This window comes from Symbiobacterium thermophilum IAM 14863 (assembly GCF_000009905.1).
GTDB classification, from domain to species: Bacteria; Bacillota; Sulfobacillia; order Symbiobacteriales; family Symbiobacteriaceae; genus Symbiobacterium; species Symbiobacterium thermophilum.
The window spans coordinates 3,459,718-3,474,788 of sequence record NC_006177.1; the positions used below are offsets into that span (position 1 = coordinate 3,459,718).

Genomic DNA, 15,071 nt, shown 5'->3' on the forward strand with positions numbered 1-15,071 from the left:
CCCCGGACGGCCCGCTATTTCAGAAGGGACTCCACCAGGCCCAGGTCGCTCGGCTTGTCCACGTCGATGCCCACCTCAGGCCACGGGCAGACCACCACGGCCCCGTTGATGTCCAGCATGCGCGAGACCTTCTCCTCCAACTCCCTGAGGCTCAGGTTGCGCAGGAGCAGGTATCGCAGGGTGAACCCCCACCCCAGCAGGCTGACCATCTTGAGCGGGCTCTTGCGGTAGTCCAGGAACGCCCGGACCTTCGGCGCCACCCGGTCAACGATGGAGGGGTGGACGAGGAACACGTTCCCGCCCGTGAAGGTTCCCTCCCGCAGCCTGACGTACGTGCGCTGGACGCCCGGGTACCGCTCCTCGGCGACCTTGCGCTCCACGATCGGATAGTACAGGTCGGCCGGCCGCTGCGCGCACAGGGCGATCAGGTCGTCTACGATCTGGCCCGTGATCAGGGGCACATCGCTGCTGATCACCAGGAACCGGTCCTCCGGCTGCAGGACTTTCAGCGCCTCCAGGATGTTGTCGACAATGTGGTCTCGGCTGGGCACGAACTCGAGGTTGCGGCCGGACACGTGGGGCTCCAGCTGCCCGGGCGGGGCGACGATCACGATCCGCCCGATCGACCTGGCCTCCTGCAGTGCATCGATGACGTACTGAATCATGGGCTTGCCATTGATCTCGACGAGCGCCTCGTTGGGTGCGGAGCTGACCTCCCGCAGCGGACCGCCGTTGGCGGCCCCGGCCAGGACGATGACGTGTACGGCCATGCCCGATCTCTCCTCGATGCCCAGAAGTTTATGGACGAAACAAACAGTTTGCTTCTCGGCGCGCCGACGGAGTTCCTGCCGGCGTCGCCCAGAACCCTCAGACCAGGGTACGGACCACCCAGGCGTCCCGGGAAAGCGGCCGGATGCGCTCCAGCAGCCTACCGCCCGCCTCCCGGTCCGGAACCACGCCCAGCACCGAGGGACCCGCCCCCGACATGACCGCCCCCAGCGCGCCGGCGGCCAGCATCGCCTCCTTGAGCCGGGCGATCTCCGGGTGGCGCGGCAGCATGACCTGTTCGAACACGTTGCAGAGGGCGCGGCCCACCGCCGCGGCGTCCCCCCGGGCCAGGGCCGCTTCCATCGCCCCGGCGTCGGGGCGCGGCCCCACGTCCGCCAGCTCATCGAACCACCGGTACACCTGGCCGGTGGACTTGGGGACGTCCGGCGTGGCCACCACCATCCAGAGCGGCCCGGCCACGGGGAGCGGGGTGACCCGCTCGCCGATCCCCTCCACCCGGGCGGGGCGGGACCAGATGAAGAACGGCACGTCGGAACCGAGCCGGATGGCCAGGTCCGCCAGCTCCCCGTCGGAGAGCCCCGTCCCCCACAGACGGTTGAGCCCCGTCAGGACGCCCGCCGCGTCGGTGGAGCCGCCGGCCAGGCCGGCAGCCACCGGGATGGTTTTCTGCAGCCGGATGACCGCGCCCCGGCTGCATCCCGTCGCCTCCCGGAGCAGCGCCGCGGCCCGGTAGGCCAGGTTCTCCTCCAACCGGTCGGTTGCGGGGGGCCGGCTTTCCAGGACGATCTCCTCCTCCGCCGGCTCGAGGACCAGGCGGTCGTGGAGAGAAACGGGTACCATGACGGAGCGGATCTCGTGGTATCCGTCCGGCCGCCGACCCAGCACGTCCAGCGTGAGGTTCACCTTTGCGTGGCATTCGATTTCCATCCGGATTTCCCTCCACACACCGAAAAAGCCAGGGATTCTCCCTGGCTCTTGTCTCGGGTCGCCTAGCGGGAATGCGCCTCGAACTTGGTCTCCGTGCCGCTCGCGGAGCAGACCACCAGCTCCACCGTCTCCGTAAGCAGGTCCGCGTAGCTGTAGCTGACGCGGCGCACCGAGTCTGCTTCGGAAAGCCTGACGGTGAAGATGTTCGGGTATGTACCTTCCAGTACCCCTTCGCGCTCGACGATCTTCTTGCGGCCCTTATTGGCTCTCAGGCGGATCTTTGACCCCACGTACGCCTCGAGGTCCCGCTTGATGTCCACTAGAACGCTCCTGGAAGCCAACTGCCACCACACCTTCCCGCTCGTCGCCGCGTCGGCTGGCGAAATCGTTCACGATCTTAGTATAGCAGGCCAGGCTCCCAGAGTCAAGGAAAACAGTATTTTACTTTCCCGCACGTCTCGTGTCAAGTACTTCTGGTGAATGAACGCGGCTCCTGTGCAGGCTGATCCGGCGTTACGGGGCCGTCCCGCCGCGCGGTCACTTCGTGTAGCGGTCGGCCACCTTGGAGGCGCCGTAGGAGTTGGGCTTGATCTCGGCGTGGAAGCCGCTGCCTGCGATCATCCCCACGACGTCGCGGATCAGCTCCCGGGTCTCGCCATGCTCGCCGACGTCCAGGTGGATCTCCACGTTGAGTCCGGTCGCACCACAGTTGGAAAGGCATTGGGCGAGCCGCTCCGCGGTCGCCAGGGACAGCGCAGCCTCGTAGAAGATCCGCTGCCGCAGGCTGCGCATCTTGCTCTGCCGGCGCCGCCGGTAGTAGAACCGCGCCCCCTTCCCCTTCCGGTGCACGATGATGGCCGTTACGAAGCAAAGGTCCGTGCGGGTCTGCGAGTCCGTGCCGACGATCAGCCGGTACGACCCGTGGGGATCGTCGGCCATGAACGCCAGCAGGTCCTCGACCACCTGATCCAACGTCAGCGGTCCCCTGGTCGGGCTGTAGAATCTACCATCCTCCACAGGTGCTCCCTCCAACCGGTCAGGTGCGCTGCCACAGGGTTCGGGCCACCGCCGCAAACTCCTCCAGCGACAGGCTCTCGCCCCGTCGGCCGGGGTCGATGCCCGCCGCCTCCAGGGCCGCATGCACCGCGGCCTTTTCCACCCCCAGGGACGTCAGCGCGTTCACCAGACTCTTGCGCCGCTGGCCGAAGGCGGCCCGGACCACCCGGAAAAACGCCTCAGGCGGCGCATCCACGGGCGGCCGTTCCCGATACCGCAGGCTGACGACGGCCGAGTCCACCTCCGGCTGCGGCATGAAGGACGCCCGGCTCACCCGGAGCACGATCCGCGGCTCCGTGTAATATTGTACCGCGACGCTGAGGGCCCCATAGGCCTTGGAGCCCGGCGGCGACACCATGCGGTCGGCCACTTCCTTCTGAACCATCACCACCACGTGGGAAAGCGGCAGCTCCTCCTCCAGGAGCCGCATGACCAGCGGCGTCGTGATGTAGTAGGGGAGGTTCGCCACCACCTTGGCCTTCTGCCCCGGCGCCAGCCGTTCCCCGAGCAGTTTATGTAAATCGATCCGGCCCGCGTCACCGTGGATGACCTCGACGTTGTCGTAAGCCTTCTGCACGGTATCGTGCAGGACCTGCACCAGCCCGCGGTCCAACTCGACGCAGACCACGCGCCCCGCCTTCGCGGCCAGGCGCTGCGTCAGCGTGCCCAGCCCTGGACCGATCTCCAACACGACGTCGGTCGGTTCCAGTCCGGCGGCCGACACGATGCCGTCCAGTACCCTACCGTCAATGAGGAAGTTCTGCCCCAGCCGGTGCTGCGGCCGCAGGCCGTATTGGGCCATCAGCGCCTTCAGCGCGCCCGGGTTCGCCAAGTCCATGGAATCGTCTCCTTACCAGGGATTGCAAGAAGCCAGGGGCCGGACGACGGCCCCTGGCCCGTGTTCAGTCTCCCAGGACATAGACCGTGACCGGCCGCACGCCCCAGGCCAGCGCCTCCTCCACGGTGTCGAAGCAGAGGTCGATGCGGTTTCCCTTGATCGCTCCGCCCGTGTCGGCGGCCAGGGCCGGACCGTACCCTTCGATGTAGAGGCGGGTGTAGAGCGGAATGACCTGCGGGTCGACGGCCACGATGCCGCGCGCCGCGGGAATGCCCGTGTAGGTTAACCCAACGCCGCCCGGATTACTCTCCGGTCCCGGGGTATAGCCGGTCGCGACCATCTCCAGGACCTCGGTGTAGCGGAACCGCTCGCCGCCGCGGGAGACCACGCCGCCCGTACCGTAGGCCACAATCTGCGGGGTGGGTTCCTGGACGACCCTCTCCGTCACGACCTCGCTGGACACCACAACGCCGTCCTCGTAGCGCACCAGCCGCTCTACCAGCTTCAGACCGGGCGCGCCCGGCTGGACGACCTCTTCGGCGCCCACGACCAGGCTGCCGTCCGGCCGATCCACCGTGTCAAACGGGATCTCCTCTTCCTCCGTCACCAGCTCCTCGGTCCGGCGGACAATCCGCACCTCCAGGCCCGCGGTGACGGCCGCGCTCTCGGGCACCGACAGCGAGTCGAGCTCGCCCAGGGTAACCCGTTGCTCCTTCAGCAGCTCGCCGACGGTGTGCGCGGCGGTCTGCACCGTGCGGCGCTCGCCGCCGTCGATCAGCATGACAGGCACTGTCGCGGCCGCTGCCAGGACCTCGCCCGCCGGCGCGGACTCGGTGGCGGTCGTGACCGTGTGCTGAGCGGGCCGGCCCAGCTGGCCCAGCGCCCCCGCCAGCAGTACGGCGGCCGCGGCGATCGCCAGCGCTCGGCCTCGCAAAGACTTCAGGTGCATGCCCGCCCCCTCCCGTCTGGTCTTTGTGCAGCAGTTCCCATAATAGTTCGCCCCGGGGCCTTTCTATGCCTCCCAGGGGCGGCTGGCAACTTCTGCACCGCCGTGATGTGGCAAAGCCCGGTGACGAACGTTCACCGGGCTTTGCACTGGCGTGCCTACCAGGATTCGAACCTGGGACCTCTTGCTCCGGAGGCAAGCGCTCTGTCCACTGAGCTATAGGCACATTCGCTTGGCGGGGTGTGGGAATCGCGCTGTGCGCACGACCCGTCAGGGCGCCGGGGACACAGGAACCGGGGGAACAAAAAATGGTGACCCCAACGGGATTCGAACCCGTGCCGCCACCGTGAAAGGGTGGTGTCCTAGGCCTCTAGACGATGGGGCCGTCGTTGGTGGGCGGTACTGGGATCGAACCAGTGACCCCTTGCGTGTGAAGCAAGTGCTCTCCCGCTGAGCTAACCGCCCGTGTCAACGGGATCGGCCTTCCCCGGCGGCTCATACCGCCGGGGGAGGCTTCCCGTCAAATGAGTTTGGGCAGCGACCTATTCTCCCCCTTGCGGAGTACCTTCGGCCCTGGAGGGCTTAACTTCCGTGTTCGGAATGGGAACGGGTGATCCCCTCCGGCATCGCCACCCAAAACCTTCGAGGTCTTACCCTCAAAACCACACAGTGAACACACACCAGCGAAATCAAGCCCTCGGCCGATTAGTACCGGTCCGCTCCATGCCTTACGGCACTTCCACTCCCGGCCTATCTACCTGGTCATCTTCCAGGGGCCTTACTCCCTTGCGGGATGGGAGATCTCATCTTCGGGCCGGCTTCGCGCTTAGATGCTTTCAGCGCTTATCCGTTCCGGCCATGGCTACCCAGCTGTACCCCTGGCGGGATAACTGGTACACCAGCGGGCCGTCCACCCCGGTCCTCTCGTACTAGGGGCAGATCCCGTCAAATCTCCTCCGCCTGCGATGGATAGGGACCGAACTGTCTCACGACGTTCTGAACCCAGCTCGCGTACCGCTTTAATCGGCGAACAGCCGAACCCTTCGGACCGACTTCAGCCCGAGGATGCGATGAGCCGACATCGAGGTGCCAAACCTCCCCGTCGATGTGGACTCTTGGGGGAGATCAGCCTGTTATCCCCAGGGTAGCTTTTATCCGTTGAGCGACGGCCCTTCCACCCGGAACCGCCGGATCACTAAGCCCGTCTTTCGACCCTGCTCGACCTGTCTGTCTCGCAGTCAAGCCCGCTTCTGCCTTTGCACTCCACGGATGATTTCCAACCATCCTGAGCGGACCTTTGGGCGCCTCCGTTACCTTTTAGGAGGCGACCGCCCCAGTCAAACTGCCCACCTGGCACGGTCCACGGCCCCGCTCCAGGGGCCTGTGTTAGAACTTCGATGCTGCGAGGGTGGTATCCCAACGGCGCCTCCACCGAATCTGGCGACCCGGCTTCGCAGGCTCCCACCTATCCTGTACACGCACCACCAAAATCCAATGCCAGGCTACAGTAAAGCTCCATGGGGTCTTTCTGTCCAATCGCAGGTAACCTGCATCTTCACAGGTATTGCAATTTCACCGGGTCCCTCGCCGAGACAGTGCCCAAGTCGTTACGCCATTCGTGCGGGTCGGAACTTACCCGACAAGGAATTTCGCTACCTTAGGACCGTTATAGTTACGGCCGCCGTTTACTGGGGCTTCGGTTCAGAGCTTCGGCCTTGCAGCCTGACCCTTCCCCTTAACCTTCCAGCACCGGGCAGGCGTCAGCCAGTATACGTCGCCTTCCGGCTTAGCACTGACCTGTGTTTGTGGTAAACAGTCGCTTGGGCCTCTCCTCTGCAACCCTCCCCCGCTCTGCGGCGTCTCTCCGCTCACGGTTCGAGGGCCATCCTTCTCCCGAAGTTACGGATGCATTTTGCCGAGTTCCTTAGCGAGGGTTCTCCCGCGCACCTGAGGATTCTCTCCCCGCCTACCTGTGTCGGTTTGCGGTACGGGCACCCCGGGTCTCCCTAGCGGCTTTTCTCGGCAGTGTGGCGTCAGGGGCTTCCCTACTTCATTTCGGTCGGCGTCGCGTCTCACGTTTAGCCCGGCGGACTTCCCTACCGGGCCACGCTACCCGCTTACCCCGGCTCAACCAGCGGCCGGGTCCCCCTAGCCTCCTGCGTCCCCGCATCGGTCAAGCGACCCGTAGGTGGTACAGGAATGTCGACCTGTTTCCCATCGCCTACGCCATTCGGCCTCGGCTTAGGTCCCGACTGACCCTGAGCGGACGAGCCTTGCTCAGGAATCCTTAGGCTTTCGGTGGACAGGATTCTCACCTGTCTTTTCGCTACTCATACCGGCATTCTCACTTCCATGCGCTCCAGCCGTCCTTCCGGTCGACCTTCGCCGCACATGGAACGCTCCCCTACCACTGCCCTACGGCAGTCCGCAGCTTCGGTGCTCTGCTTAGCCCCGAGTATTTATGGCGCAGCGTCATTCGACCAGTGAGCTGTTACGCACTCTTTCAATGATGGCTGCTTCTAAGCCAACATCCTGGTTGTCTCTACAACGCCACATCCTTGACCACTTAGCAGAGACTTGGGGACCTTAGCTGGCGGTCTGGGCTGTTTCCCTCTTGACGACGGACCTTAGCGCTCGCCGTCTGACTGCCGGCCATACTTGCTGGCATTCGGAGTTTGACTGGGTTCGGTAACCGATAGGGCCCCTAGCCCAATCAGTGCTCTACCTCCAGCAAGCTTCTCTGCCGACGCTAGCCCTAAAGCTATTTCGGGGAGAACCAGCTATCTCCCGGTTCGTTTGGCTTTTCACCCCTATCCACAGCTCATCCGACAGTTTTTCAACACTGACCGGTTCGGGCCTCCACGAGGTCTTACCCCCGCTTCACCCTGGCCATGGATAGATCACCGGGTTTCGGGTCTACAGCCACTGACTACGCCCTCTTCAGACTCGCTTTCGCTTCGGCTCCGGGCCTGAGGCCCTTAACCATGCCAGTGACCGTAACTCGCCGGTTCATTCTTCAATAGGCACGCACTCACCCTCATACGGGGCTCGTACTGCTTGTAGGCACACGGTTTCAGGGTCTCTTTCACTCCGCTCCCGCGGTGCTTTTCACCTTTCCCTCACGGTACTGGTTCACTATCGGTCGCCAGGCGTATTTAGCCTTGGAGGGTGGTCCCCCCGGATTCCCACGGGATTCCTCGTGTCCCGTGGTACTTGGGATCCGCCAAGCGGTCCTTCACCTTTCGCCTACAGGGCTATTACCTTCTGCGGCCGGCCTTTCCAGACCTGTTCAGCTAGGCTCAGGAGCATCGCTTCATCGGCGTCCCGCAACCCCAGCCCCGGTTACCCGAAACTGGTTTAGGCTCCTCCCCGTTCGCTCGCCGCTACTGAGGGAATCTCGGTTGATTTCTTTTCCTCGCCCTACTGAGATGTTTCAGTTCGGGCGGTGCCCTCCTCACAGCCTATGGATTCAGCTGTGGGTGACTGGCCATTACGCCAGCCGGGTTGCCCCATTCGGAGATCCCCGGATCTACGCCTGCTTGCGGCTCCCCGAGGCTTATCGCAGCTTGCCACGTCCTTCATCGGCGCCTGGCGCCCAGGCATCCGCCGTGTGCCCTTTCCAGCTTGATTTCGCTGTCAGCGCTTCTTGCGCTGTGTGTCCACTGTGCAGTTTTCAAGGTACGACCTTGGGGATTCAAGCGACCGCCTCACAGAGGCGGCCCTCTCGAACCCTCAAAACCAGACAGTGCAGATCGGTCGCCTTGCAAGCCGTCAGCTTGCCTCGACCCGCTTCCGCAGGCCGAGGATCGACCTAGGAGTCCTTCCCCCTTTCCGGGGAAGCTGTCTCCTTAGAAAGGAGGTGATCCAGCCGCACCTTCCGATACGGCTACCTTGTTACGACTTCACCCCAGTCACCGGCCCCACCTTCGGCGGCTGCCTCCCTTGCGGGTTAGCTCACCGACTTCGGGTGTTGCCAGCTCCCATGGTGTGACGGGCGGTGTGTACAAGGCCCGGGAACGTATTCACCGCGGCATGCTGATCCGCGATTACTAGCAACTCCGACTTCACGCAGGCGAGTTGCAGCCTGCGATCCGAACTGAGACCGCCTTTTGCGATTCCCTCCCCCTCGCAGGTTCGGCTCGCTCTGTGACGGCCATTGTAGCACGTGTGTAGCCCAGGACATAAGGGGCATGATGATTTGACGTCATCCCCACCTTCCTCCGGTTTGTCACCGGCAGTCTCGCATGAGTGCCCGGCTTTACCCGCTGGCAACATGCGACAGGGGTTGCGCTCGTTGCGGGACTTAACCCAACATCTCACGACACGAGCTGACGACAACCATGCACCACCTGTCTCACCGTTCCTCTCATTAGAGAGGCACTCCCGCATCTCTGCAGGATTCGGTGGATGTCAAGCCCTGGTAAGGTTCTACGCGTTGCTTCGAATTAAACCACATGCTCCGCTGCTTGTGCGGGCCCCCGTCAATTCCTTTGAGTTTCAACCTTGCGGCCGTACTCCCCAGGCGGAGCGCTTAATGCGTTAGCTACTGCACGAGGGGGGTCGATACCCCTCACACATAGCGCTCATCGTTTACGGCTAGGACTACCAGGGTATCTAATCCTGTTTGCTCCCCTAGCTTTCGCGCCTCAGCGTCAGTGACTCCCCAGGCAGCCGCCTTCGCCACTGGTGTTCCTCCCGATCTCTACGCATTTCACTGCTACACCGGGAATTCCACTGCCCTCTAGAGCACTCAAGCCCGCCAGTTTCAGAGGCACCCCCGGGGTTGAGCCCCGGTCTTTCACCCCTGACTTAACAGGCCGCCTACACGCCCTTTACGCCCAGTAATTCCGGACAACGCTCGCCCCCTACGTATTACCGCGGCTGCTGGCACGTAGTTTGCCGGGGCTTCCTCGCCTGCTACCGTCAAACCCCGCCCATTTCCTGACAGGGCCCTTCTTCGCAGGCAACAGAGCTTTACAACCCGAAGGCCTTCTTCGCTCACGCGGCGTTGCTGCATCAGCCTTTCGGCCATTGTGCAAAATTCCCGACTGCTGCCTCCCGTAGGAGTCTGGGCCGTGTCTCAGTCCCAGTGTGGCCGGTCGCCCTCTCAGGCCGGCTACCCATCGTCGCCTTGGTGGGCCGTTACCCCGCCAACCAGCTAATGGGCCGCGGACCCCTCCTCTGCCAGCGCCACTGACTCCAGCGCCTTTTCTCCCAAACCCATGCGGGTCCGTGAGCTTATCCGGTATTAGCAGGCCTTTCGGCCTGTTATCCCAGAGCAGAGGGCAGGTTATCCACGTGTTACTCACCCGTCCGCCGCTGGGTCTCAGGACCGAAGCCCTGAAACCCCGCTCGACTTGCATGTCTTAGGCACGCCGCCAGCGTTCGTCCTGAGCCAGGATCAAACTCTCCGTGGAAAGCTTGATGTTGGCTCCTTGGAATACCGGCTCGCTCGGCTTCCCTCTCTGCACTGTCCAGTTTTCAAGGTTCGAGATCCGCTGCCGTCAGGCGACAGCTTCACCAGTTTAGCAATCTCCCGGCTTCGTGTCAACAGGCCAGTTCGTTCCAGTCAGCCGTTTCCGCCGTGAGCTGCGCCGCCGGTGGGCGGCAAGACTGCATCTTACCATGTACACGGGCCCGCGTCAATCGCCCAGTTGCTGGGGATCCGCGCCGCCCGGCAAGATGTTAGTATAGCCACTGCCGGGCGGTCCGTCAACACAGAGCAATGTTCCGACCCTTTACGCATCCAGGCGGAGCGCACGGCGCGCGTTGGCCATCGTCGCCTCGGCGATCGCCTCCAGCGTGAGGCCGCGCAGCTCGGCCACGAACTCCGCCACGATGCGCACGTACCCGGGCTCGTTCCGCTTGCCCCGGTACGGCACCGGCGCGAGGTACGGATCGTCGGTCTCCAGCACGATGCGATCCAGCGGCAGCCGCTGCGCCACCTCGCGGCCGACCGGGTTGTTCTTGTACGTCACCGTGCCGCCGATCCCGATGTAGAAGTTCAGCGCAAGACACCGCTCTGCCATCTCCCAGTCGCCGGAAAAGCAGTGCATGATGCCGCCGACCTCGTCCGCGCCCTCCTCCTCGAGGATCCGCACCACGTCCTCGTGCGCGTCGCGGTTATGAATGACCAGCGGCAGCCCCAGATCCCGGGCCAGACGAATCTGCTGCCGGAAGACATCCCTCTGCACCTCGAAGGGCGCCTTGTCCTTCCAGTAGTAGTCGAGGCCCACCTCGCCGATGGCCCTTACCTTGGGACTCCTCGCCGCTTCGCGCAGCTCACGCTCGGCATCGGGGCCCCATTCCAGCGCACTGGTGGGATGGATGCCCACCGCCGCCCACACCCAGTCATGCCGCTCGGCAAAGGCCAGCGTCACCGGAATCAGCGCCCGCTCAAACCCGATCACCATCAGCTGGCTGACGCCCATCTCCCGCGCCCGAGCGACCACCTCGTCGCGGTCTACAGCGAACTGGCGCCCCGTGTCCACGTGCGAATGCGTGTTGAACAACATGCCGCGTCCCTCTCTCAGTTCATCTCCCCGGGCGCCGCTGCGAGGCGCCCGGGGAGACTGGATTTGACCTACTTCACGCGCATCCCGGTGGGGAAGTCCGGCTTGTCGAGCGTGACCAGGCTGAGGCTTCCGTCCTCCGCGGTGGCGGCCAGCAGCATGCCGTGGGATTCGACCCCGCGAAGCTTCTTCGGCTTCAGGTTGGCCACCAGGATGATCCGCTTGCCGACCAGCTCCTCCGGCGCGTAGTGCTGCGCGATGCCGGAGACGATCTGCCGGCGCTCCTCGCCCACCTGGAGGACGAGGCGGAGCAGCCGGTCGGCCTTGGGAATCCGTTCGGCCTCCACGACCTCCGCGACCTTCAGCTCCACCTTGGCGAAGTCGTCGTATTCGATCTCCGCCACGCCCTCCGTCGGCTGAGCGGCCCCGGCGGCGGGCTCGCCGGACTGCGCCTTGCCCTCCTTCGCAACCGAGTCGCCGTTCTCCTTCGGCAGCTCGATGCGCGGGAACAGCGGGCTGCCCCGGCGGATCACGGTGCCGGGCTTCAGGCCGCCCCAGGCGACCGCCTCCTCCCAGGGGAGCGTCCGCACCTGTGCGGGCTCCAGGCCGAGCTGGTCCCAGATCCGCTCCGGCGTCTGGACCAGGAACGGCGTGAGCGCCACCCCGAGCAGGCGCAGCGTCTCGGCAAGGTTGTACAGCACCGTGCGGAGCTGGCCGGCCCTGCCGGGATCCCGCGCCAGGGCCCAGGGCGCCTGCTCGTCAATATACTTGTTTGCCCGATCCACCAGCTTCCACAGGGCAACCAGCGCCGAGGAGATCTCCAGCCGATCCATGGCCTCCTGGAACTCCCGGAGCACCTGGGCGGCCAGGTCGGACAGGATCCGGTCGTCGCTCGCCGGATCGGGCTCGGGGACCCGGCCGTCGCTGAACTTGTTGATCATCTGCGTCGTGCGGGAAAGCAGGTTGCCCAGGTCGTTGGCCAGGTCGTTGTTGGTGCGCAGGATGAACGCCTCTTCGGTGTAGGTGCCGTCCGCGCCGAAGGGCACCTCCCGCAGCAGGTAGTACCGGACGGCGTCCACACCGTACCGGTCGATGAGGACGAAGGGATCCACCACGTTGCCCTTGGACTTGGACATCTTCTCGGCCTGGGTGCCGAACAGCAGCCAGCCGTGGCCGAAGACCTTCTTGGGCAGCGGCAGGCCCAGCGCCATCAGGATGCACGGCCAGATGATGGTGTGGAACCGCACGATCTCCTTACCCACCAGGTGCACGTCGGCCGGCCAGAACTTCCGGTACAGTTCGTCGTTCTCCGTGCCCCAGCCCAGGGCGGAGATGTAGTTGGAGAGGGCGTCGATCCAGACGTAGATCGTCTGCTTCTCATCGAAGGGCACCGGAATGCCCCAACGCACCGTGCTGCGGGAGACGCAGAGGTCCTCCAGCCCCTGGTTGATGAACGAGATCATCTCGTTCTTGCGGGACGCGGGCTGGATGAAGTCGGTCTCCTCAATGTACCGCAGCAGCCGGTCCGCGTACTTGGAGAGGCGGAAGAAATAGCTCTCGTCCTTGGTCCACTCCACCGGACGGCCGCAGTCCGGGCAGAGGTTGCCCTCCTTCAGCTTGCTCTCGATCCAGAACGTCTCACACGGCGTACAGTACCAGCCCTCGTACGAGGACTTGTAGATGTCGCCCTGGTCGTACAGCTGCTTGAAGATCTTCTGCACGACCTTCTTGTGCCGCTCCTCGGTGGTGCGGATGAAGTCGTCGTAGGAGATGTGCAGGGCTGCCCAGAGTTCCTTGATGCCGGCCACAATCTCGTCCACGAACTGGATCGGGGTCTTCCCCTCGGCAAGGGCCGCCCGCTCGATCTTCTGACCGTGCTCGTCCGTGCCGGTCAGGAAGTACGTCTCATGCCCCAGCCGGCGGTGGTAGCGCGCCAGCGCGTCCGCGGCCACGGTCGTGTAAGAGTGGCCGATGTGCAGCTTGCTGCTGGGGTAGTAGATGGGCGTCGTGATGTAGAACCTGGTCATGCGGAACCCCTCCTCGACAAAGCTTGCCCCGTAAACGCAAGAAGCCTCGTCCCCCTGTGCAAGGGACGAGGCATGCACCCCGTGGTACCACCCTTATTCGTCCGGCCCACGCCGGACCTCGTGCGGATACAGGCCATGCTGCACGGCCGATATCCTGGCCCTGTAACGGGAGCCCCCCGTCCCAGCCTACGCAGTTCGGACGAACCTTCGGCCGGCCGCTCCAGAGCCATGTTCAGGCCGTCTCGGTCGCCGCCGGCTTCCACCGCCCCCGGCTCGCTGTGGGGACCTCAGACCCTACTCATCTCTTTCATCGCGTTTGAATGGCCATAGTATAGGCGACTGCCAGAACGCTGTCAAGAGCCCCCCTCGCCTCGCTGCTAACTGCTGTATCCGCTGGAGAAAATGTCCAATCGCCCCTTGACTTGGGACGCTCCCTCCGGTTATGGTTGTCATAAGCGGGCTGACAGCCCTTGATTCTGTAACCGTCCGAATGTGCCCTGGGTCACGTTAGAGCATTGGCTTGACTATTTCTGCCATAACTGTTATCATCGGTGATGAGCTTTCGCAGCCCCTGGACGCAAGGAGGGAATGCGCCATATGATGAAGTCCACGGGAATTGTCCGGAAGGTAGACGAACTCGGCCGGGTCGTGATTCCGATCGAACTCCGCCGTACGTTGAATATCGAGGAGAAGGACTCCCTCGAGATCTACGTGGACGGGGATAAGATCATCCTGCGCAAGTATGAGCCGGCGTGCGTCTTCTGCGGTAACGCTGCCAATGTGGAAAACTTCAAGGGGAAAAACGTGTGCCAGTCCTGCCTTGCCTCCATGGCTGAGCGTGCCCATCAGGTCGGTTAGACCACTCGCAGGGAAAGCTAAAGCACTCCGCGCGGCGGAGTGCTTTTGTTATTTCTTACTTCTCATCCTTCGCATCCAGCAGGGCCTGGTAGACGGCCTTGCGGGAGACCCCGAACCGCTGGGCCACCTCCTTCATGGCCAGCTTGCGGTCCATCCCCTGCGCCACGAAGGCCGCAACCTCTCCGGCAAGAAGCGCCGGATCCGGGGCTCCGGCGACGGGGGCTTCCGCCTCGGCCCCCTGCACCACGAGGACGAACTCGCCGCGCGGGGCGTTGCGGTTGAAATGGTCGATCACCTGCGAGACAGTGCCCCGCACGTACTCCTCGTGGAGTTTCGTCAACTCACGTGCGGCGGTCATCGGCCGGTCGCCCAGCGTCTCCCGCAGGTCATGGAGCGTCTCCAGCAGCCGGTGCGGGGCCTCGTAGAGGATCAGGGTGCGCTCCTCGTCCTTGAGCCGCTCCAGGGCGCGCCTGCGCTCTCGGCCCTTATGGGGCAGGAACCCCTCGAACGCAAAGCGGCCGGTAGGCAGGCCCGACGCGACCAGGGCCGTCACCAACGCGGTGGGGCCCGGAACGGGCACGACCGGAATCCCGGCGTCCAGGGCGCTGCGCACCAGCTCCTCCCCGGGGTCGGAGATGGCCGGCATCCCGGCGTCGGACACCAGTGCAACGTCCTCGCCGTCCAGCAGCCGGCGGATCAGGGCCGGTCCCGCCTTGCGCTTGTTGTGTTCGTGGTAGCTGGTGGTCGGCGTGTCGATCTGGAAGTGCTGCAGCAGCTTGCGGGTCTCCCGCGTGTCCTCGCAGGCGATCACGGAGACCGACCGCAGGATGCGCAGGGCCCGGTGCGTGACGTCCTCCAGGTTCCCGATCGGCGTGCCGACGATCTAGAGCGTGCCCGCCACGTCCTGCCGTCCTCCCGTAGGTTAGCCGCCGGCCTCGCCGGCCGCGGGCGCACCGCCGTCTGATGCCGTCCCGCCTGCGGCGCCGCCCACCGCCGCGGCCGGTCTCCGCCTGCGGCGACGCCGGTGCGCGCTGCGCGCGGGACGTTCGGCGCTTGCTGCCTCACCGTGCGGCTCGCCGCCCTCCCGGGCGCCGTGGCCGCGCCGACGGGACTGCTCC

General features: G+C 64.5%; 10 protein-coding genes, 3 tRNA genes and 3 rRNA genes. 1 reads left to right on the forward strand and 15 read right to left on the reverse strand.

Annotation, left to right across the window (positions count from 1 at the left end; translation table 11 throughout):
- Positions 1 to 14 precede the first annotated feature (14 nt).
- The 14 genes from STH_RS16140 to metG all read right to left on the reverse strand — a co-directional run bounded on the left by STH_RS16140 (position 15) and on the right by metG (position 13,095).
- Positions 15 to 770, reverse strand: coding sequence for an NTP transferase domain-containing protein (locus tag STH_RS16140; RefSeq protein ID WP_011197358.1), 756 nt, complete (start codon positions 768 to 770; stop codon positions 15 to 17).
- Positions 771 to 867: 97 nt separating this feature from the next.
- Entirely contained in the window at positions 868 to 1,716 is an 849-nt protein-coding gene (ispE, locus tag STH_RS16145; RefSeq protein WP_011197359.1) for a 4-(cytidine 5'-diphospho)-2-C-methyl-D-erythritol kinase, read from the reverse strand.
- Positions 1,717 to 1,778: 62 nt separating this feature from the next.
- Positions 1,779 to 2,057 carry a Veg family protein gene (locus tag STH_RS16150; RefSeq protein WP_011197360.1) on the reverse strand — a complete coding sequence of 93 codons (279 nt, stop codon included), beginning with the start codon at positions 2,055 to 2,057 and terminating at the stop codon, positions 1,779 to 1,781.
- A gap of 196 nt (positions 2,058 to 2,253) precedes the next feature.
- Positions 2,254 to 2,733 (reverse strand): ribonuclease H-like YkuK family protein, encoded by a 480-nt coding sequence (locus STH_RS16155; RefSeq protein WP_011197361.1) that lies wholly within the window; start codon positions 2,731 to 2,733, stop codon positions 2,254 to 2,256.
- Positions 2,734 to 2,752: 19 nt separating this feature from the next.
- Positions 2,753 to 3,610: a 16S rRNA (adenine(1518)-N(6)/adenine(1519)-N(6))-dimethyltransferase RsmA gene (gene rsmA, locus STH_RS16160; protein WP_011197362.1), complete on the reverse strand. Its 858-nt coding sequence runs from the start codon at positions 3,608 to 3,610 to the stop codon at positions 2,753 to 2,755.
- Positions 3,611 to 3,674: 64 nt separating this feature from the next.
- Positions 3,675 to 4,559, reverse strand: coding sequence for a G5 domain-containing protein (locus tag STH_RS16165; RefSeq protein ID WP_011197363.1), 885 nt, complete (start codon positions 4,557 to 4,559; stop codon positions 3,675 to 3,677).
- Between the two features lie 147 nt (positions 4,560 to 4,706).
- A tRNA-Arg gene (locus tag STH_RS16170) sits at positions 4,707 to 4,782 on the reverse strand.
- An 83-nt stretch (positions 4,783 to 4,865) separates the two neighbouring features.
- Positions 4,866 to 4,941: transfer RNA gene (locus STH_RS16175), tRNA-Glu, on the reverse strand.
- A gap of 5 nt (positions 4,942 to 4,946) precedes the next feature.
- Positions 4,947 to 5,021: transfer RNA gene (locus tag STH_RS16180), tRNA-Val, on the reverse strand.
- A 64-nt stretch (positions 5,022 to 5,085) separates the two neighbouring features.
- Positions 5,086 to 5,193, reverse strand: a 5S ribosomal RNA gene (gene rrf / locus STH_RS16185).
- A 48-nt stretch (positions 5,194 to 5,241) separates the two neighbouring features.
- Positions 5,242 to 8,186 (reverse strand): 23S ribosomal RNA (locus STH_RS16190).
- Between the two features lie 222 nt (positions 8,187 to 8,408).
- A 16S ribosomal RNA gene (locus tag STH_RS16195) occupies positions 8,409 to 9,973 on the reverse strand.
- Together the 16S, 23S and 5S rRNA genes with 3 tRNA genes alongside form the textbook arrangement of a ribosomal RNA operon.
- 321 nt (positions 9,974 to 10,294) lie before the next feature.
- The gene (locus STH_RS16200) at positions 10,295 to 11,071 is read right to left on the reverse strand and encodes a TatD family hydrolase (protein WP_011197364.1); all 777 of its coding nucleotides are present in this window, start codon (positions 11,069 to 11,071) and stop codon (positions 10,295 to 10,297) included.
- A gap of 68 nt (positions 11,072 to 11,139) precedes the next feature.
- Entirely contained in the window at positions 11,140 to 13,095 is a 1,956-nt protein-coding gene (gene metG / locus STH_RS16205) for a methionine--tRNA ligase (protein WP_011197365.1), read from the reverse strand.
- Positions 13,096 to 13,695: 600 nt separating this feature from the next.
- Between metG and STH_RS16210 the strand changes: the two genes are divergently transcribed.
- A complete protein-coding gene (locus STH_RS16210; protein ID WP_173355310.1) occupies positions 13,696 to 13,953 on the forward strand; it encodes an AbrB/MazE/SpoVT family DNA-binding domain-containing protein in 258 nt (85 codons plus the stop codon).
- Between the two features lie 55 nt (positions 13,954 to 14,008).
- On the opposite strand, the gene rsmI is transcribed toward STH_RS16210, so the two are convergent.
- Complete coding sequence (gene rsmI / locus STH_RS16215) at positions 14,009 to 14,836, reverse strand: 16S rRNA (cytidine(1402)-2'-O)-methyltransferase (protein ID WP_148205615.1); 828 nt, start codon at positions 14,834 to 14,836, stop codon at positions 14,009 to 14,011.
- Positions 14,837 to 15,071: the final 235 nt, after the last annotated feature.

Bases quoted from the DNA above. Each gene is read 5' to 3' on its own strand.
- STH_RS16140 (WP_011197358.1), bottom strand. From the start codon at position 770: ATGGCCGTACACGTCATCGTCCTGGCCGGGGCCGCCAACGGCGGTCCG.
- ispE (WP_011197359.1), bottom strand. From the start codon at position 1,716: ATGGAAATCGAATGCCACGCAAAGGTGAACCTCACGCTGGACGTGCTG.
- rsmA (WP_011197362.1), bottom strand. From the start codon at position 3,610: ATGGACTTGGCGAACCCGGGCGCGCTGAAGGCGCTGATGGCCCAATAC.
- STH_RS16165 (WP_011197363.1), bottom strand. From the start codon at position 4,559: ATGCACCTGAAGTCTTTGCGAGGCCGAGCGCTGGCGATCGCCGCGGCC.
- STH_RS16200 (WP_011197364.1), bottom strand. From the start codon at position 11,071: ATGTTGTTCAACACGCATTCGCACGTGGACACGGGGCGCCAGTTCGCT.
- metG (WP_011197365.1), bottom strand. From the start codon at position 13,095: ATGACCAGGTTCTACATCACGACGCCCATCTACTACCCCAGCAGCAAG.
- STH_RS16210 (WP_173355310.1), top strand. From the start codon at position 13,696: ATGAAGTCCACGGGAATTGTCCGGAAGGTAGACGAACTCGGCCGGGTC.